The following is a 17948-nucleotide window of genomic DNA, read 5'->3' as shown; positions in this document are numbered from 1 at the left end:
TTTTCGGTCATATGAAAGATGAATTAGACTATAAGTGTTGTCAAACGTTCCAATCTCTTCAACTAGTAATCGAGAAGTATATGCAAGATTATAATTATGATCGTTATCAATGGACACTCAAAAAAATGGCTCCGGTACAATACCGGAACCATCTTTTAAGTGCCTAATTTTTAAAGGTCTTTTTATTAAACTGTCCATTTTATAGGGTACAGTTCACATAAGACTTGGTGTTTTCGTTATTTATTAAATGTCACCTTGCTCTTCTTCACCACGAACAACAAGGACATCGCATTTTGCATAGCGAATAATATGTTCAGAGACGCTACCGATTAAGAATCGTTCTACAGCGTTTAAACCAGTTGCACCACACATAATTAAATCTACTTTTTGTTTTGGAGCAATTTCTTTTGAGATTTTAGATTTTGGATTACCGAATTCTAATACAGTTTCTACTTTTTCAAGGCCAGCTTCAGTTGCAGTCTTTTTGTAGTCTTCTAATAAATCTTCTGCAAAGAGATTTGCACGCTCAGCGATTGCGCGGCTATATGCCTCTACAGCAGAGTATGCTTTTACATCAACGATATGAGCGATTGTTAATATTGCGTTGTTGCGCTTTGCGACTTGAATTGCTTTTTTAAAGGCTTTTTCTGCTTCTTTGGAACCGTCCACTGCAATTAAAATATTTGTATATGTATTATTCATAGTAGATTCCTCCCAATTCGTTTTTATAAGCTTTTACAACTTAATTATAAAACAAAATATGGTAACGTGCTTGCCAGAAACGTTACAGAATTTTGAAAACTCTGTTCTAATTCTTTTTAGTTGTAATTGTAGGGAGAACTTGTTACATATGAAGTATAGCAATTTAAAAGGAGGCATGTTTGTGAGACACGCGCTCATTACGGCCGGTACGAAAGGTTTAGGAAAGCAAGTAACAGAGAATTTATTAGCTAAAGGATATTCAGTAACTGTAACATATCATAGCGATATGAGTGCTGTAGAAACAATGAAAGAAAAGTATAAAAATATAGAAGAACGTCTACAGTTTGTGCAAGCAGATGTCACGAAAAAAGAAGATTTACATAAAATAGTAGAAGAAGCAATTAGCCGTTTTGGCAAAATTGATTTTTTGATTAATAATGCAGGTCCTTATGTGTTTGAACGTAAAAAGTTAATTGATTACGAAGAAGATGAATGGAATGAAATGATACAAGGGAATTTAACAGCAGTGTTCCGTTTATTAAAACTTGTCGTTCCCATTATGAGGAAGCAGCATTTTGGTCGCATTATCAATTACGGATTTCAAGGGGCAGATAGTGCACCTGGCTGGATGTACCGTTCTGCATTTGCGGCTGCAAAGGTAGGACTTGTTTCGTTAACGAAAACAATTGCCTATGAAGAAGCGGAATATGGCATTACAGCGAATATGGTTTGTCCAGGAGATATTATTGGTGAAATGAAAGAGGCGACAATTCAGCAGGCGCGTACGATGAAAGACATTAGAACACCAATTGGTAGATCTGGAACAGGTGAAGATATTGCTCGAACAATTTCGTTTCTATGCGAAGAAGATTCCGATATGATTACAGGCACAATTATAGAAGTAACAGGGGCAGTTGATGTTATTCACCGATATCGACAAAAATAGATAAAGTGAAACTTCCATCATTGGGGAGCTTTATCCCTCAATGATGGTTAGCCCTCACCAATCGGGCATTTATGGATAGTGTATCCCCCACCTGATTTTGGGGCTTTTTCATCTTGAGAGGGGGATATTACTGTCCGTTAATGCGGGGCAAAATCTATCGGAAAACTCGCATTATTTTTTGTCAAATATTGAGATATTATGTTAGAATATAAGAGCGTAGAAAGCGCTTTAAAAAATGATTCAGGGGTCATTTCATAACTCAAGGGGGAATTAATAATGCGTATCGGTATTCCAACAGAAATTAAAAACAACGAAAACCGCGTGGCAATGACGCCAGCTGGTGCTGTACATTTGGTACACAATGGTCATGAAATTTTTGTTCAAAAGGGTGCAGGTTTAGGATCTGGCTTTACAGATGAAGAGTACGTACAAGCTGGAGCAAAACTTGTTGAAACTGCTGAGGAAGCATGGAATCAAGAGATGGTTATGAAGGTAAAAGAGCCAGTAGAAAGCGAATATGGTTATTTCCGCGAAGGTTTAATTTTATTCACATACTTACACTTAGCTCCAGAACCAGAATTAACAAAAGCATTAATTGACAACAAAGTAGTATCAATCGCTTATGAAACAGTACAATTAGACAATCGTTCTTTACCACTACTTGCACCGATGAGTGAAGTAGCTGGTCGTATGTCTGCACAAATCGGTGCGCAATTCCTTGAGAAAAATAAAGGCGGCAAAGGTATCTTACTTGCAGGCGTTCCAGGGGTGAAACGCGGTAAAGTAACAATTATCGGCGGTGGCCAAGCTGGTACAAACGCAGCGAAAATCGCGGTAGGCTTAGGTGCTGACGTAACAATTATCGACTTAAGTGCAGAACGTCTTCGCCAATTAGATGATATTTTTGGCAATCAAGTCAAAACATTAATGTCTAATCCATATAACATTGCAGAAGCTGTAAAAGAATCTGATCTTGTTATCGGTGCGGTATTAATTCCAGGTGCAAAAGCTCCAAAACTTGTAACAGAAGAAATGATTAAATCAATGGAGCCAGGTTCTGTTGTAGTAGATATCGCGATTGACCAAGGTGGTATTTTCGAAACAACTGACCGCATTACAACTCATGATAACCCAACTTATGAAAAACACGGCGTTGTTCATTATGCAGTTGCAAACATGCCAGGTGCGGTTCCACGTACATCTACACTTGCATTAACAAACGTAACAGTACCATATGCAGTACAAATTGCAAACAAAGGCTACAAACAAGCTTGCCTAGGCAACTCTGCATTATTAAAAGGTATTAATACATTAGATGGTTATGTAACATTTGAAGCAGTTGCAGAAGCACACGGCTTACAATACGCTGATGCGAAAGAGCTTCTTGAAAAAGCTCCTGCTTTATCATAATAAATATTAGATGAGGCCCTCCTTGTGATAAGGAGGGTTTTTTGTTTGGAAATTTATCGGAATGGAATTTTTTTCTTGTTAATACGATTCCTCTTATGATAGTTTGAAATTATATATGTGAGATAGATTTTAGAGAGGGGATAAAATGGGGAGAAAAAGTAGCAAGAAAAAACAAATAAGAAGACAGAAATATATAAAGAAAAAACAGGAACATAATATACCATTTCAAAAGAAGTTGGCCCTTAGTATAGAGAAAATAGCCAGATATATTAGTATGGTCATTTATGTAATCGTATGCTTTTTTGTGTTAGGTGTATTTTATCAGATAGAGATAAGACCTGAATTTTTGGAAGACATCTTACAGGGCATTGCTTTTTTGGTACCATTCGGTATGTTTTTTGTAGTGTTTGATAAAGTATGGCCAAGCCGTGAAAGTAAAAAAGATGAGAAAAGAAAGCAGAAAAGGAAACGATCTTCTTATTCCTCCAATTCATCTAGTGGATTTGCAAACTATAGCGATAATGATTGTAGTAGTGCGAGCGATAGTGGGGGTGGAGATTGCGGAGGCGGTGGAGATTAAAACTGAAAGTAATTTAGTTTGAAATGTTTTATTTTTCAGAATGATGAAAGGCAAAAATAGATTTGGAAAAAACGAGATCATTAGAATGGAATAGAGCGTCGCGAAAAGGGTGCATAGCAATGAATCTAGCAAAAGAGTCAGAAGATAAAGTACAAGAGAAAAGTGAACTGAATGAAATGAAAGAAGCAATTGTTAAATTAGAACAAAGTGTACAAGAGTTAAAAGAAGAAGTAAAAAAGGTAAGGAAGAAAAAACAGGAAAAAGATATTGATTTTGGAACAATCGGCTTTTGGGTTTGTATGATGATTATTGCACTTGGATGGTTTTGGGGAAAATAATAAATCACTAGGGGATGAGGAGAACAATGGAGAAAGTGAATCTTTTAGAACTCACAAAAGATATTACAGAAAGGCACAAAAATTTTGTTGTATCGAATGTGAATAGTCATTGTTTACGAATTGCTGTGTTTACGGGGGAATATGATTGGCATCTTCACTCGAATTCGGATGAATTATTTATAGTACTCGAGGGAGAATTACTTATCGATTTTCAAGATAAGGATACAGCTGTATTAAAACCAAATGATTCGATTTTAATTCCAGCCGGTACCGTTCACCGAACAAAGGCACTACAGCGCACTGTTAATCTTTGCTTCGAAAACTTAGATGCGGATACCGTTATTGTGGAGAATGTATGAAAAAGTTAGTGTTAGCAGAATATCATACGATTCTTCCAGTTTTAGAAGATAACAAACAGACATCTACTTTTGCCTATGCAGTATGTGATCGAATAATAGATGGTGAGATTTTTGTAAATGAGAGATTAACAACAGGAATGATTGCGACTGCTAATGGCATTTACTATCTGTTTGGAGATACACATGATCAGGAATTTCAACATACTTTGTTTTCTTATATTGAAAATGATGTTTTAACAACGGAGAAGCGATTCACATTATTTGTTTCTAGCATAGAGTGGGAAAGCATTATTGAAAATCATTTCAAGGGTTCTTTTAGAAAAATCCCTCGAAAAAAATTTCTATTTCAGAGAGATATCTTTGAAGATAGAAAAAGAGAATTAGAAGATTCTACATACAAAGTAAAGCGGATTGATAAAAACATAATCGAAAAAAGTACTGAATTTACGGAACAGTATTATACAGAATATTGGGGATCAAAAGAAGTGTTTTTGAAGCGTGGTTTTGGATTTTGTATTGTACAAGATCAAAAGATAGTGGCTGAATGTGTCTCAATTTTTAGAAGTAATGGTTTTGCAGAAATTGATATCGCAACAGATCCAGACTATCAGGGAAAAGGGCTCGCTCGATTAGTCGCAACTTATTTCATAGAACATTGTATACAAAATAGTATTACGCCGTGCTGGGATTGTAATGTGGATAATATACCCTCACAAAGACTTGCTAGTAAACTAGGTTTTGATCATCCAGTGGAATATGTTTTATATGTACGTAAGAAGGTAGAGGGATAAACGATGAACGTCGAATTAACAAGATTCAAAGTGAAGCCAGGGAAAAGTCACCGTGTTGATGAATGGATGAAGATGCTAAATGATCATATGAAAGAAGTGTTATTGACATTAAACGACGAGAAAATGTATGTAGAGACAATTTTCCGGGAAATAAGAGATGGAGAAGAATATTTGTATTGGTATTCTGTCCAAGGAGAAAGCGGGATAGATGTCGAAGCTTCTCGGCACGAAGTTGATAAAAAGCATTTGGAATTTTGGTATGAATGTATTGATGAGGAAGCGCCTGCTGCCAATATGGAAACAGAGGTTGTCATGATTCAAGATGTGGTCAAAGAGGCGATGAAATAATAAAATAGTATTCTTTGTATATACGAAAAAGCACATCAGAATAGATGGGCTTTTTTATTTGTGAAAAATTTTCAGCAGAAACTTGTATACATTTCAAGCTTTCAAACGTTGAGTATATAGGAAGGAGAGCAGAATGAGTCATGAAACGTTTGAATCATTATTAATAGAAAAGTCAATATAAAGAAATAAAGAATATCTCACCTCGAGACTTACCGATCTACGGCGTAGTCGTAACAGGAAAGACAGAGGAATTACAACCGTTATACGGGGTACCCTATATAAAAGTGGCTGTAAGAGGAGTAACTGTTGAGAAACATTAACTTATACAGATTGATGTGAATAGTTAGAAAGTTAATGTTATAATATGGGAAAAGGGGGTTTATATGAAGCAAATACATGGAGCGATCTATATCTACATAACAATGTTTTTTGTTGGAGCGTCTTATGGTTTAGGGCATGCCTATTCGCATCCAATTCTAAGTTTTTTGAGCGGGACATGTATGACCATTGCGATTTGTGTACACCTTTTCTCAGTTTGGATTGTTAAATTTCAATTAAATATTAGTGAAATGGAAGAAGGCACTTTTTGAGTGGCCTTCTTTTTTAGTAGTATTGGCGTAATTCCTTTAATAAATTTTCAACCTCGTTTTCGGCTTCTTTGCATATAGAAAGTGTTCGTAATCTAAAAAACAAGCTACGCAAGAACGATTTTATATTTCCATATAACGCTTCATAAGGTTCGATAGGTAATTCAGGTTTTTGAACTTGTAATTGATTTACTAAAGAATGCAGAGCTGAGATGAGTTTTTTTTCATCTAAACCATTTTTCAGCATGGCAATGATAGGAGTGATAATTCGCTCATCTTCTTCATACTTGTAATACATTGTATGTACATTTATTTTTTCTAACAAGGTTTGTAGTATTTCAGGGTAATAGGAGGCCTCAAGTTTTGGATTTTGAACGAGTTCATCGAATGTATCGGAAACATGAGCGATGCTATGAGCCCAGCCTTGATCGTTAACATAACCTCTGAAATCATGTTCTTGGTCCATATATAACATTAATTTGTCTTTCACATCTAATATGTCAGACTGTGATAAAAAGTTATGTTTTGTATCGGCGTTTATGATTAAAGCGATTAATAGTGTTGTAAATGATCTCGTAAATACAGCGTCTGTATCGTCAGTGTTAATTTTGTAAAATAAATATTGCTCGCTTATACTTTGGGACAATAATTTCTGTAAATGCCTGTTTGTAATATGATCGTTTGTGATGAGATGGTAAAAGGCCGTATAGATTAATTTATCTCGTAAATAGCCATCTGGTACACCGATATATTGAAGCATTTTCGAACTTAAATCATGAATATTTACAGTGGAATCTATAGCGTAATGATTAGCTTTTATTTCTTCTAATTGTTTTTGAAGTTGTTGCATGTAATCCCTCCTCTTTATTTAGAAAATTCTGTATTTTAATATTATGATAGAAACGGAGAATATACAAGAAATAAATGCCTTTCTTCAACAAATCAATCATGTATTGAGGATTTCAAAAAAACGATTAGAGACGAACAAAAAATGTTAGAAATAGGATTGATTAATGAAGTTTCTATAATGGAGGCATGAAATGAAGAGAAACACATGGATGTTGTGTGTGTACGTTTTATTTACTGTTTCTTTCGTGATATTAACAGCATGTACACGTAATGAGCAAACTGAGAATGAGCCGGTGAATATACAACAACAAACAGAAAAAGGTGTTATGGAAGGATACGTTATAGTGAAAAATACAACTGTATATTTCATTAGTAACAAAAAGTTCAAAACGAAAAAAGGGTTGCAGGAGTATGTGGAGCTACAACAACATTTGGATACCCCAGCGGACACGATTCTACATTTTGGTGATAAAAATGCATATAAACAGTTGAAATCAGGATATAAAATAAAAGTATGGTTTTCTAAGATACTTGAAAGTTACCCAGGGAAAATGACTGTTAATCAGTTTGAAATCGTAGAGAAAAATGGTATTTAAAAAAGGTAGCGTATTCGCTACCTTTTTTCTTATTTTACAAACTGTAATTCTTTTGGGAATTTCGTTAAAATTTCTGATCCGTCTTTCGTGATGTAGATATCATCTTCAATACGAACGCCACCTACGTTTGGTACGTAAATACCTGGTTCGATTGTGAAGACCATGCCTTCTTTTAATAGAGACTCGTTTCCTTCTTTTACATCTGGATATTCGTGTACGCTAATGCCAAGTCCATGACCAAGGCGGTGTGGGAAGAATTCTCCGTAACCTGCATCTGCGATGACAGAGCGAGCAGCATTGTCAATTTCGCCAAGTGTAACGCCTGGTTTACAAGCTTCAACCGCTTGTAATTGTCCTGCTAGTACAGTGTTGTAAATACGTGTTTGTTCTTCTGAAAGATCGCCAAATGCGACTGTACGTGTAATGTCAGAGCAATAACCGTCAATGATTACACCTAAGTCAAATAGTACGAAGTCACCGCGCTTCATTTTGTTTCCACCTGGGATACCGTGTGGCAAGGCAGAGTTTGCACCTGCTAATACCATTGTGTCAAAGGACATTTTATGTATACCTTTTTTCTTCATTTCATGTTCGATGATTGCTAACACTTCTAATTCGCTGCGATTTTCTTCAATTGCATTTACACCGATTTCAACAGCGTAGTCAGCCATGGAAGCTGCTTGACGTAAAATAGAAAGTTCTTTTTCGTCTTTAATTAAACGAAGTTCACGTACTTTCTCTTCAGCGGATTGGAAAGATGCTTTTGGGAATAATTTTGTTAATTCTTCATAGCGTTCTACATTTAAATGTTCTTTTTCAATTGCTACTCTATTTGCATCAATGCCGCGATCTTTAAGTGCTTTTGCAATCATATCCCATGGTTTGTCTGTATCGGTAAATCCGATAATTTCATGTGCCCAGCCAGCGTTTCTAGCTTGACCTTCTTCCATTTTAGGACAAATTAAAATTGGTTCTTTTTCTTGGAATACAAATAGACCGAGTAGTCTTTCGTGTGGTTCGCAATGGAAGTTTGTCATATAGAAGACGTTTGGTGTAGAAGTTAAAAATGCAGCTTCCACGTTCTGTTCTTGTAGCCATTGCATTAAGTTTTCTAATCTAGTATTCATAAATTCGCACCTCCGAGATTTTAATTACATATATAACTTTACATCGGATGAAAGTGTTATGACAAGCAAATCGCTGTTTGAAAAGACAGGAAATTGTGAAATCATGTAGAATAGAAGGTGTGAATGTGAATAAGGAGGAATGTAACAATGAAAGTATCTTATCACGGGCATTCAGTTGTAAAGATTGAAACGAATGGAAAGGTTATCTTAATTGATCCGTTTTTAACAGGTAATCCGAAAACAGATTTAAAGACTGAAGATGTTAAGGTAGACGCGATTATTTTATCGCACGGTCATGGTGATCATGTCGGTGATACAGTAGCACTTGCGAAGAAAAATAATGCAGTTGTTGTAGCGCCGTTTGAACTCGCAACATTTTTAGGGTGGCAAGGTGTAAATACACATCCGATGCATATCGGTGGTTCACATGTGCTTGATTTTGGAAAAGTGAAATTTACACAAGCATTCCATGGTTCTAGTTATATTGATGAAGAAAATAAGACGATTACATATACGGGAATGCCGGCTGGAATTTTATTTACGGCAGAAGAGAAAACGATTTATCATGCAGGGGATACTGCATTATTTTCTGATATGAAGTTAATTGGATCTCTTAACAAAATTGATGTAGCATTTTTACCAATTGGTGATAATTTTACAATGGGACCAGAGGATGCAGTGTTAGCTGCGGAATGGATTGGAGCAAAAACGGTTGTACCAATGCACTATAATACGTTCCCAGTTATTGAACAGGATCCGCATCTTTTTGTTCAAAAATTAACAAGTAGTACAGGTAAGGTATTAGAAGCTGGAGAAAGTATTACATTATAAAAAAAGAGACCCTTCATTTGAAAAGACAAGTGAAGGGTCTTTTATGTGTGTAAAATAGGTTTGAAAGTCGATGCTTGTTTTGGTGTTTCTTTTACTTTTGGTAATGTTTGTTCTGGTGCTTCATTTAATTCCATGGCAACTTTTTTGCCATCAACGAAAGCTAAAAATACAGCACCTACAACTTCTAAAAATTTTTTCATTTTCATTCGCTCCTTTGTTTGATTTCTTGTCTTTATTGTACATTTGAAATGATGGACAAACTATCGAATGAGATGACAATAGCATTACACTGTTGTAAGAATGTGACCGATGGAATGTAAGGATCATTTTGTTATAAAAAAAATAGTACAGATACATAAAAGTACAGTGTAACAGTTTCGGAAATATAGTATACTAAAAATACAACACATGAAGAATTTAGGGAAAAGAAAGTATGGTGAAACCATTTGGCTACCAAACATAATCAAATTTTAGAACATATTAATAGTCTGCCGGTAGGGCATAAAATTTCTGTGCGCCAAATTGCAAAAGATTTGAGTGTAAGTGAAGGAACGGCCTATCGTGCGATTAAAGATGCAGAGAATAAAGGGTATGTTAGTACAATTGAACGTGTCGGAACAATCCGAATTGAACAAAAGAAAAAGGAAAATATTGAAAAACTAACATATGCTGAAGTGGTTAATATCGTCGATGGCCAAGTGCTAGGCGGGAGAGAAGGATTACATAAAACATTAAATAAATTCGTGATTGGGGCCATGAAATTAGAAGCGATGATGCGCTATACAGAAGCTGGGAACTTGCTAATTATCGGTAACCGGACGAATGCGCATCAGTTGGCACTAGAAACAGGGGCAGCTGTATTAATTACAGGTGGATTTGATACAGAAGATCATGTGAAAAAATTAGCGGATGAATTAAAGTTGCCGATTATTTCAAGCAGCTATGATACGTTTACTGTGGCAACGCTTATTAACCGTGCCATTTATGATCAGCTTATTAAAAAAGAAATTGTACTTGTGGAAGATATTTTGACGCCAATTGAAGAAACGTTATATTTAAAACCTAGTGATAAAGTAGCGCAATGGCATGCGTATAATAAAGAAACAATGCATGGGCGTTATCCAATTGTAGATGAAAATAAAAAGGTATTAGGGATTGTTACTTCAAAAGATATGATTGGCATCGCAAAAGAAACACCAATTGAAAAAGTGATGACAAAACAGCCGATTACAGTGAATGGGAAAATGTCTGTTGCAGCGGCAGCGCGCATGATGGTATGGGAAGGGATTGAACTTCTTCCTGTTGTCGATGAAAGCAACCGATTGCAAGGGATTATTAGCCGTCAAGATGTACTTCAAGCATTGCAAATGATTCAACGTCAACCTCAAGTTGGAGAAACGATTGAGGATATCGTCACAAATCAATTTGTGACTCCGAAAGAAGCAAAGAACGAACACAGTTATCAATTTTCTGTGACACCACAAATGACGAGTTCATTTGGAACATTATCATATGGTGTATTTACAACCGTTGTCACAGAAGCAACAAATCGCGCCATCCGTGCGCAGAAAAAAAGTGATTCGATTGTCGAGAATTTAACAATTTATTTTGTAAAGCCGGTTCAAATTGACAATGTTGTTTCTGTACATCCAAAGGTGTTAGAAATCGGTCGTAAATTTGGAAAGGTAGATGTAGAAGTGCGTCACGGAGGAGAGGTTGTTGGGAAAGCGCTGTTAATGGTACAACTGATTGATCGATAAGTATGGAAAAAAGCTGAATGAAGAATCTCTTTTATGGTGAGATGTTCATTCAGCCGTTTTTTTATAAAAGTGTATGAATACAGTTAATAGTAATGAAATGGTGGGGAAGATTATATTCCATGAAGTAAAGGTGATAGGAGAATCGGGATAGTAATGTTTCGTATGCCAAATTTCATATAGAGCGTTTAGAATGAGCGTGATGATAGGAGCTAAGAAAATTTTCTTCATGATTAACGCATAAACCTAAACCATTGACGATAAAAGGAACAATGCACAATTACATAAGAAACGGGTTAATTTGGTTAATCCAAACGCTAACACCTCCCTTTATTTGGTAGTTCAATTGTAGTATAATTGAATTATCAGATAATTGATGTATATAAAGAAAAAAGGATGGTGTTCACTATGTCATCAGAGTTGCTCTTTTTTGGTGGTGTTGCATTGTTTTATTTTCTTGCCATGATACCTATTCAGTATCTTTACATTGAAGGACTAAATGAGCAAAAACAACAAACAAAGCTTTCACAACAAGAGTTGTATAAAAATATGTCTTTTGAAGAAGAACAATTACATTTTCACGTGCAAGGAAATCCTTTTAATATTTCACCTGCATTTGTTGCATATATGATTTTAAAAATAAAACAATGTAAAAAGCATCAGCATAAATGCTGATGCTTTTTACATTGTTTTATACGCTTCTGCTTCTTCGACTGCAAGAGGTGAGAAATGTTTATACTGACGGAATCCATTAAAAATACTAGCACCACCAAATAAGATAAATAACACGCCAACGATAATACGTGCGGTAGAGAGTTCTAAGAAAAATTGGTTTGCACCAAATAGCGCAACGAATACACCGAGCGCCATTGCGGATTTTCCAGCAAGCCATCCTTTTTCCATCGGACGATTTGTACGAAAATATTTTGTTTTATAGAAGAGATACAACATAAATGAGATGATAATACAAAAGACTAATACTGGCATGATATGATCCTCCGTTAGTTTGTATTTAGGTAAATTTAAAAATAAAACCCCATCGTTTTAGTTGGGAGAGTGTGTCCGCCCAAGCATAGAAGCGGTCAGTGCCTGTTTTAGCCCCATGCCGAGTGAAAACAAAGGGAGGGAATGAGTGGAGAATCCCTTTTGTTTTCATAGCCGAGACTGATATGGTGGGAAAATAAACTGGATAAAACTGAACTGAAACCCCATCGTTTTAGTTGGGAGAGAGGATCCGTTCATGCATAGAGGCGGTCAGATTCTGTTTCAGCCCCATGCTAAGTGAAAACAAAAAAACATTATCGAAACTTTCTAACTATTATTATAAAGCAATTGTCCACATGGATAAATTATTTTCAGTTATAATGAAGGATAAAGTGAGAAAATTGATTACAGAGGTAGAAATCAATAAAAAGGAGACTATACATATGCACGAACAAATTTTAACAGCGATTAAAGAGTTTGATACGATTATTATTCACCGTCATGTGCGCCCAGATCCAGATGCATTAGGTTCACAATGTGGGTTAGGAACCGTTCTTCAAGAATCGTTCCCAGAGAAAAAGATTTATATGGTTGGATACAATGAACCTTCTTTATCGTATTTACGAGTAATGGATGAAATTGATGATGAGACTTATGAAAATGCGCTTGTTATCGTTTGTGATACAGCGAACCAAGAGCGTGTTTGTGATCAGCGTTATACAAAAGGAAAGAAGCTTATTAAAATTGATCATCACCCAAATGAAGATCCATACGGGGACATTACGTGGGTTGATACGACATCAAGTTCTACAAGTGAGCTTATTTATGAGTTTTACTCTTACGGAAAAGATAAAGGTTTAACAATTTCAAAAGAAGCGGCTCGTCTTATTTTAGCTGGGATTGTTGGAGATACAGGTCGCTTCTTATTCCCAAATACATCAGCAAGAACACTTCGCTATGCAGGCGAGCTTGTAGAAATGGGAGTGGACTTTCCAGCGTTATATAACGAAATGTATAAAACGAAAGAGAAAATCGCTCGTTTAAATGGATTCATTTTACAAAACTTTACGATGACAGAGGAAGGTGCAGCTTATATTAAGTTGACAAAAGAAGTACTAGAAGAATTTGATGTACTTCCTTCAGAGGCATCTGGTGTTGTTGGAGCGCTTGGCAATATTGATGGATTAAAAGCTTGGGCTCTATTTCTAGAGGAGGAAGATGTGATTCGCGTTCGTCTTCGTTCAAAGGGACCGGTAATTAATAAATTAGCGATGCAGTATAACGGCGGAGGTCATCCGATGGCTTCTGGTGCGAAAGCATCTTCTTGGGAAGAAGCAGATCGTCTTTTCGCGGACTTGTGTGAGATCTGTAAATAAAACAAGTACTTCATGTGTTAAAAACAAGAAAAGTAGGGCTCAGAAGCTCTACTTTTCTTGTTTTATATTGATGCTAATTTCGAGCACAGTATCAAAGGAAATTGTTTCGATTTTAAAGCGGTAGCTTCGGTCATAATGTTTGTATACTTTATTTTCAATTGTTTTTATTAACAATTCTTTGTTTTTTGCTACGCTTTGAACGTTTTTTGTTACGAGGTGCTGGAGGTCTTCTTGAAGAGAAGTAATCATATTTTCAAGAGTAACACGGTCTAAATCGTATTTATCATGATTCGGAATCTCAATTTTAATTTCTTGGATCGTTAAAAGGCTTTTATTTTCCTCATTTAATTTAGTACGATCTTCCGTAAGAACATGAAGATTCTTTTTTAGCCTTGTAATTTCCGTTTCCTGAAACACAATTTTTTTTGCATAATCTTCTTGAAAAACGCCGTATATGTACAAAAAAATAAACCAACTCAAAATCCCTCCAACGGCAGCGCCACCTAAAAATAAATACCACTTTTTAGCTATTGTAGCGCTTGGAACCCTCATACATGATCCTGCGTAATCCATTTAATAATAATAAGGCCGGTTTGCATGCCGCCTGTTGCGAAAAAAATAAGTAAAATTTGTTTCACAATATCTTTTGTGGCACCTTCGAAAAAGGTTCGTTCAAAGCTATAAAATGTATCAAAAGTTCCGCCAATTGCTGCAACGAGTGCCCAAATACGTAAGTTTTCTGCGAATTGTTTTATGGCAGTAAGAGCTGGTTTTCCAACAAGAAATGCTCCAATTCCTCCGATTAAAGAACCACCAAGCATTACTCCAAATGCAATAAAGTAAGTTGTAATGAGAAGAGAGAAAAAAGTTTGTCTTACATCCATCGTCATTCCCCTTTCTCCTCCATGTATATGGACAAAGTATAAGAAGTATGTTTTGATTTCCGCTTTCTTCATCACCTATAATGAAAGTAGTCAAATAGATAAAGAGAGGGTACAACAGTGAAGTTTGTGCATTTACAATGTCAAACCGTTTATAGTTTGTTAAAAAGTGCTTGTAAAATTGATGAACTTGTAAGCCGTGCGAAAGAGCTGGGATTTTCATCACTTGCAATAACAGATGAAAATGTGATGTACGGAGTGATTCCATTTTATAAAGCATGTAAGAAGAATGGCGTGCGGCCAATTATCGGATTAACAGCCTCTGTTTTTAGTGAGGAAGAAGAGCAATCCTATCCGCTTGTACTGTTAGCAGAAAATGAGATAGGATACCAAAACTTATTGAAAATTTCTAGTACCATCATGACTAAGTCTAAAGACGGGATTCCGAAAAAGTGGCTTTCTCATTATGCAAAAGGGTTGATTGCGATTTCTCCAGGAAAAGATGGGGAAATTGAACAGTTATTGTTACAAGGAAGAGACGAGATTGCTGAAGAAGTAGCTCGTGCGTATCAAAATATGTTTGGAAGTTTTTATATGAGTTTGCAGCATCACGCAATTCAGGATGAACTATTCTTGCAAGAAAAATTACCACAATTTGCAAACGAAATAAACATTCCAGTCGTTGCGACAAATGATGTTCGTTATGTGAACCAAAGCGATGCGCTTGTGCAGGAATGCTTGCTATCTGTTCAGAGCGGAACAAAGATGACTGATCCAGACAGACCAAGGCTAAAAACAGATCAGTATTATTTAAAATCATCGGCTGAAATGGAAGCTTTATTTTCTCATGCAGAAGAAGCCCTTCAAAATACAGTTCGTATAGCTGAATGTTGCCACGTAGAAATTCCTTTCCACGTCAATCAATTGCCAAAGTTTCCTGTTCCATCTAACGAAACATCAGATGCTTATTTGCGCCGCATTTGTGAAGAGGGGCTAAATAAGCGATATGGAGCGATTCAAGATGTACATAGGAAACGTTTGAATCATGAACTTGAAGTTATCTCTCGCATGGGATTTAGTGATTATTTTCTCATTGTTTGGGACTTTATGAAATACGGACATGAGCATGGTATTTTAACAGGACCGGGCCGTGGCTCAGCAGCAGGTTCTCTTGTTTCTTATGTGTTAGAAATTACAGATATCGATCCAATTGAGTACAACTTGCTTTTTGAACGATTTCTAAATCCTGAACGTGTTACTCTTCCAGATATTGACATTGATTTTCCGGACATTAGACGTGATGAGATGATTCGTTATGTAAAAGATAAATATGGTCAACTTCGCGTTGCCCAAATTGTTACGTTCGGAACGCTTGCTGCAAAAGCAGCGATTCGGGATATCGCCCGCGTAATGGGGCTTCCGCCGAGAGATATTGACATATTTTCGAAACTGATTCCATCAAGGATTGGGATTACATTAAAAGAAGCACATGAAGAATCCGGGTCCCTTCGTGAATTTGTACAAGGAAATCTCTTGCATGAGCGTGTTTTTGAAATTGCGAAGCGTGTAGAAGGTTTACCACGTCATACGTCTATTCATGCAGCAGGAGTCATTATGAGTCAGGAGCCATTAACGGGAAGTGTTGCGATTCAAGAAGGACATAACGATGTATATGTAACGCAATATCCAGCAGAAGTGTTAGAAGAACTTGGTCTGTTAAAAATGGACTTCTTAGGCTTACGTAATTTAACGTTACTGGAAAATATTCTTACATTTATTGTGAACAAAACAGGTAAACAAATTGATATACGGAATTTACCTCTTCAAGATGAAAAGACATTTCAATTACTAGGAAGAGGAGATACAACAGGTGTATTCCAGCTCGAATCTGGGGGGATGCGGAATGTACTCCGCAGTTTAAAACCAAATGAGTTTGAAGATATTGTTGCCGTCAACGCTTTATATCGTCCAGGGCCAATGGAACAAATCCCAACCTTTATTGAGTCAAAGCATGGGAAGCGTCAAATTCATTATTTACATTCAGATTTAAAGCCAATTTTAAAAAGCACATATGGCGTTATTGTATACCAAGAACAGATTATGCAAATTGCTTCGCAGTTAGCGGGATTTTCACTCGGAGAAGCCGATTTGCTCCGCCGTGCAGTGAGTAAGAAAAACCGTGAGATTTTAGATCAAGAACGAAAGCATTTTGTACAAGGGTGTTTACGAAATGGATACGATGAAACATCTGCAGAACAAATTTATGATTTAATTGTTAGATTTGCAAATTACGGTTTTAACCGAAGCCATGCTGTAGCGTACAGTATGATTGGATATCAGCTCGCTTATTTAAAAGCGAATTATCCTTTAGAGTTTATGACGGCACTCTTATCCAGTGCGATAGGTAACGAAGATAAGATTGTGCAATATATACGTGAAACGAAGCGCAAAGGTTTTCATGTTTTACCGCCGTCTCTTCATAGAAGTAGTTATAATTTCCAAATAGAAGGGAATGCAATTCGCTATAGTTTACTTTCGATTCGAAATATCGGGATGGCTACAGTGAATGCGGTGATCGAGGAAAGAGAAAGAAATCCATTTCAAGATTTATTTGAGTTTTGTCTTCGTATGCCAGCAAAGTTTGTTACGGAGCGTAATTTAGAGGCATTTGTTTGGGCTGGCTGTTTCGATGATTTTCAAGTTTCGAGAACAACTTTGTTTAACAGTATTAAGGGTGCTTTAGAGTATGCAAGCCTTGCGCGTGAATTGGGGGAAGAAAGTGTCCCGAAATCAGTATACGTACAAGGAGAAGAGCTATCTTTTATTGAACAATTAAATAATGAGAAAGAAGCGCTTGGCTTTTATTTATCCAGTTATCCAACGGCGCAGTATGCAAAGCTTGTAAAAGAACTAGAAATTCCGTCTCTTGCGCAAGCGATGAGGCAAAAGCGAAACGTACAGCGTGCGATTGTTTATGTAACAGGTGTAAAAGTCATTCGGACGAAAAAATTGCAAAAAATGGCGTTCGTCACTTTTTGTGATCAAAATGATGAAATGGAAGCGGTTGTCTTTCCGGAGACGTATATTCATTTTTCGGAGAGGTTAAAAGAAGGTGAAATTGTTTTAGTGGAAGGGACGATTGAACAACGAAATCATAAATTGCAATGGATTGTGAACGGTCTTTATCCATTAGAACAAATGGATGTTTACAATGAAATGAAAGAAGCATCGATTTATGTAAAACTACCGTCGCAGTATGAAAAGAAGTTGTTAAATCAAGTTACAAAAATATTGTTTCACTATTCAGGTTTTGCGAAAGTACTAATTTATTATGAAAAGGAACATAAAATGGTACAATTATCTCGTAGTTTGTCAATTCATCCAAGTGAAGAATGTTTAGGAGCACTTCGCGAAATAGTCGGTGAGGAAAATGTTGTAGTGAAAATATAATGGACAATTTCCCTATAGTTCGATTATTATAGTAAT

At 36.2% G+C, this 17948-nt stretch carries 22 protein-coding genes and 1 pseudogene; 16 read left to right on the top strand and 7 right to left on the bottom strand.

Annotated features, from left to right (window positions below; all coding sequences use genetic code 11):
• Window positions 1-11: 11 nt before the first annotated feature.
• The gene (locus JDS96_RS06550) at window positions 12-167 is read left to right on the top strand and encodes an IS3 family transposase (protein ID WP_098929690.1); all 156 of its coding nucleotides are present in this window, start codon (window positions 12-14) and stop codon (window positions 165-167) included.
• A gap of 76 nt (window positions 168-243) precedes the next feature.
• Here the strand turns inward: JDS96_RS06550 and JDS96_RS06545 are convergent, their stop codons facing one another.
• Window positions 244-702, bottom strand: coding sequence for a universal stress protein (locus JDS96_RS06545; RefSeq protein ID WP_003201067.1), 459 nt, complete (start codon window positions 700-702; stop codon window positions 244-246).
• 148 nt (window positions 703-850) lie between these two features.
• Here JDS96_RS06545 and JDS96_RS06540 point away from each other — a divergent pair, with 148 nt between their 5' ends.
• The 9 genes and pseudogenes from JDS96_RS06540 to JDS96_RS06500 all read left to right on the top strand — a co-directional run bounded on the left by JDS96_RS06540 (window position 851) and on the right by JDS96_RS06500 (window position 6064).
• Window positions 851-1648, top strand: a complete 798-nt coding sequence (locus JDS96_RS06540) for an SDR family oxidoreductase (RefSeq protein ID WP_003208709.1) — start codon at window positions 851-853, stop codon at window positions 1646-1648.
• A gap of 276 nt (window positions 1649-1924) precedes the next feature.
• Entirely contained in the window at window positions 1925-3058 is a 1134-nt protein-coding gene (gene ald, locus JDS96_RS06535) for an alanine dehydrogenase (protein WP_003201075.1), read from the top strand.
• A 145-nt stretch (window positions 3059-3203) separates the two neighbouring features.
• Complete coding sequence (locus tag JDS96_RS06530; protein ID WP_018764485.1) at window positions 3204-3638, top strand: hypothetical protein; 435 nt, start codon at window positions 3204-3206, stop codon at window positions 3636-3638.
• Between the two features lie 119 nt (window positions 3639-3757).
• The gene (locus JDS96_RS06525) at window positions 3758-3976 is read left to right on the top strand and encodes a phosphodiesterase (RefSeq protein WP_199666414.1); all 219 of its coding nucleotides are present in this window, start codon (window positions 3758-3760) and stop codon (window positions 3974-3976) included.
• 26 nt (window positions 3977-4002) lie between these two features.
• On the top strand, window positions 4003-4335 hold the full coding sequence (locus JDS96_RS06520; protein WP_199666413.1) for a cupin domain-containing protein: 333 nt from the start codon (window positions 4003-4005) through the stop codon (window positions 4333-4335).
• Complete coding sequence (locus tag JDS96_RS06515; RefSeq protein WP_199666412.1) at window positions 4332-5126, top strand: GNAT family N-acetyltransferase; 795 nt, start codon at window positions 4332-4334, stop codon at window positions 5124-5126. Before JDS96_RS06520 ends, JDS96_RS06515 begins: the two co-directional genes overlap by 4 nt.
• Window positions 5127-5129: 3 nt before the next feature.
• Entirely contained in the window at window positions 5130-5474 is a 345-nt protein-coding gene (locus JDS96_RS06510) for a DUF6176 family protein (protein ID WP_199666411.1), read from the top strand.
• Window positions 5475-5650: 176 nt separating this feature from the next.
• Window positions 5651-5794: pseudogene (locus JDS96_RS06505) on the top strand (anti sigma factor C-terminal domain-containing protein); the annotation flags it as partial.
• A gap of 63 nt (window positions 5795-5857) precedes the next feature.
• Window positions 5858-6064, top strand: a complete 207-nt coding sequence (locus tag JDS96_RS06500; RefSeq protein ID WP_033796466.1) for a hypothetical protein — start codon at window positions 5858-5860, stop codon at window positions 6062-6064.
• Between the two features lie 13 nt (window positions 6065-6077).
• On the opposite strand, the gene JDS96_RS06495 is transcribed toward JDS96_RS06500, so the two are convergent.
• The gene (locus JDS96_RS06495; protein WP_033797307.1) at window positions 6078-6911 is read right to left on the bottom strand and encodes a DUF2785 domain-containing protein; all 834 of its coding nucleotides are present in this window, start codon (window positions 6909-6911) and stop codon (window positions 6078-6080) included.
• A gap of 190 nt (window positions 6912-7101) precedes the next feature.
• On the opposite strand from JDS96_RS06495, the gene JDS96_RS06490 reads away from it, so the two are divergent.
• Window positions 7102-7506: a DUF3221 domain-containing protein gene (locus JDS96_RS06490; protein ID WP_033796467.1), complete on the top strand. Its 405-nt coding sequence runs from the start codon at window positions 7102-7104 to the stop codon at window positions 7504-7506.
• A gap of 29 nt (window positions 7507-7535) precedes the next feature.
• Here the strand turns inward: JDS96_RS06490 and pepQ are convergent, their stop codons facing one another.
• Window positions 7536-8633 carry a Xaa-Pro dipeptidase gene (gene pepQ, locus JDS96_RS06485; protein WP_199666410.1) on the bottom strand — a complete coding sequence of 366 codons (1098 nt, stop codon included), beginning with the start codon at window positions 8631-8633 and terminating at the stop codon, window positions 7536-7538.
• Window positions 8634-8780: 147 nt separating this feature from the next.
• Between pepQ and JDS96_RS06480 the strand changes: the two genes are divergently transcribed.
• Window positions 8781-9464, top strand: a complete 684-nt coding sequence (locus JDS96_RS06480) for a metal-dependent hydrolase (RefSeq protein ID WP_199666409.1) — start codon at window positions 8781-8783, stop codon at window positions 9462-9464.
• A 41-nt stretch (window positions 9465-9505) separates the two neighbouring features.
• On the opposite strand, the gene JDS96_RS06475 is transcribed toward JDS96_RS06480, so the two are convergent.
• The gene (locus tag JDS96_RS06475; RefSeq protein WP_199666408.1) at window positions 9506-9664 is read right to left on the bottom strand and encodes a hypothetical protein; all 159 of its coding nucleotides are present in this window, start codon (window positions 9662-9664) and stop codon (window positions 9506-9508) included.
• Window positions 9665-9910: 246 nt separating this feature from the next.
• Between JDS96_RS06475 and JDS96_RS06470 the strand changes: the two genes are divergently transcribed.
• Entirely contained in the window at window positions 9911-11224 is a 1314-nt protein-coding gene (locus tag JDS96_RS06470) for a DRTGG domain-containing protein (protein WP_018764473.1), read from the top strand.
• Between the two features lie 405 nt (window positions 11225-11629).
• On the top strand, window positions 11630-11896 hold the full coding sequence (locus JDS96_RS06465) for a DUF3949 domain-containing protein (protein WP_199666407.1): 267 nt from the start codon (window positions 11630-11632) through the stop codon (window positions 11894-11896).
• 6 nt (window positions 11897-11902) lie between these two features.
• Here JDS96_RS06465 and JDS96_RS06460 read toward each other — a convergent pair whose 3' ends face one another.
• Complete coding sequence (locus JDS96_RS06460; RefSeq protein ID WP_006096165.1) at window positions 11903-12208, bottom strand: YtpI family protein; 306 nt, start codon at window positions 12206-12208, stop codon at window positions 11903-11905.
• A gap of 440 nt (window positions 12209-12648) precedes the next feature.
• On the opposite strand from JDS96_RS06460, the gene JDS96_RS06455 reads away from it, so the two are divergent.
• A complete protein-coding gene (locus JDS96_RS06455; RefSeq protein WP_199666406.1) occupies window positions 12649-13581 on the top strand; it encodes a DHH family phosphoesterase in 933 nt (310 codons plus the stop codon).
• Window positions 13582-13629: 48 nt separating this feature from the next.
• Here the strand turns inward: JDS96_RS06455 and ytrI are convergent, their stop codons facing one another.
• Together ytrI and ytrH are read right to left on the bottom strand one after the other, a co-directional pair.
• On the bottom strand, window positions 13630-14133 hold the full coding sequence (gene ytrI / locus JDS96_RS06450) for a sporulation membrane protein YtrI (RefSeq protein WP_018764469.1): 504 nt from the start codon (window positions 14131-14133) through the stop codon (window positions 13630-13632).
• The gene (ytrH, locus tag JDS96_RS06445; RefSeq protein WP_026008455.1) at window positions 14130-14465 is read right to left on the bottom strand and encodes a sporulation membrane protein YtrH; all 336 of its coding nucleotides are present in this window, start codon (window positions 14463-14465) and stop codon (window positions 14130-14132) included. The genes ytrI and ytrH overlap by 4 nt, the downstream gene beginning before the upstream one ends.
• Window positions 14466-14582: 117 nt before the next feature.
• On the opposite strand from ytrH, the gene dnaE reads away from it, so the two are divergent.
• Entirely contained in the window at window positions 14583-17912 is a 3330-nt protein-coding gene (dnaE, locus tag JDS96_RS06440) for a DNA polymerase III subunit alpha (RefSeq protein WP_098806351.1), read from the top strand.
• Window positions 17913-17948 lie beyond the last annotated feature (36 nt).

The organism is Bacillus cereus group sp. N21, from assembly GCF_016483395.1.
GTDB lineage: Bacteria > Bacillota > Bacilli > Bacillales > Bacillaceae_G > Bacillus_A > Bacillus_A pseudomycoides.
The sequence above is the reverse complement of the archived record's forward strand: the minus strand, read 5'-3'. Positions and strand labels throughout refer to the sequence as shown.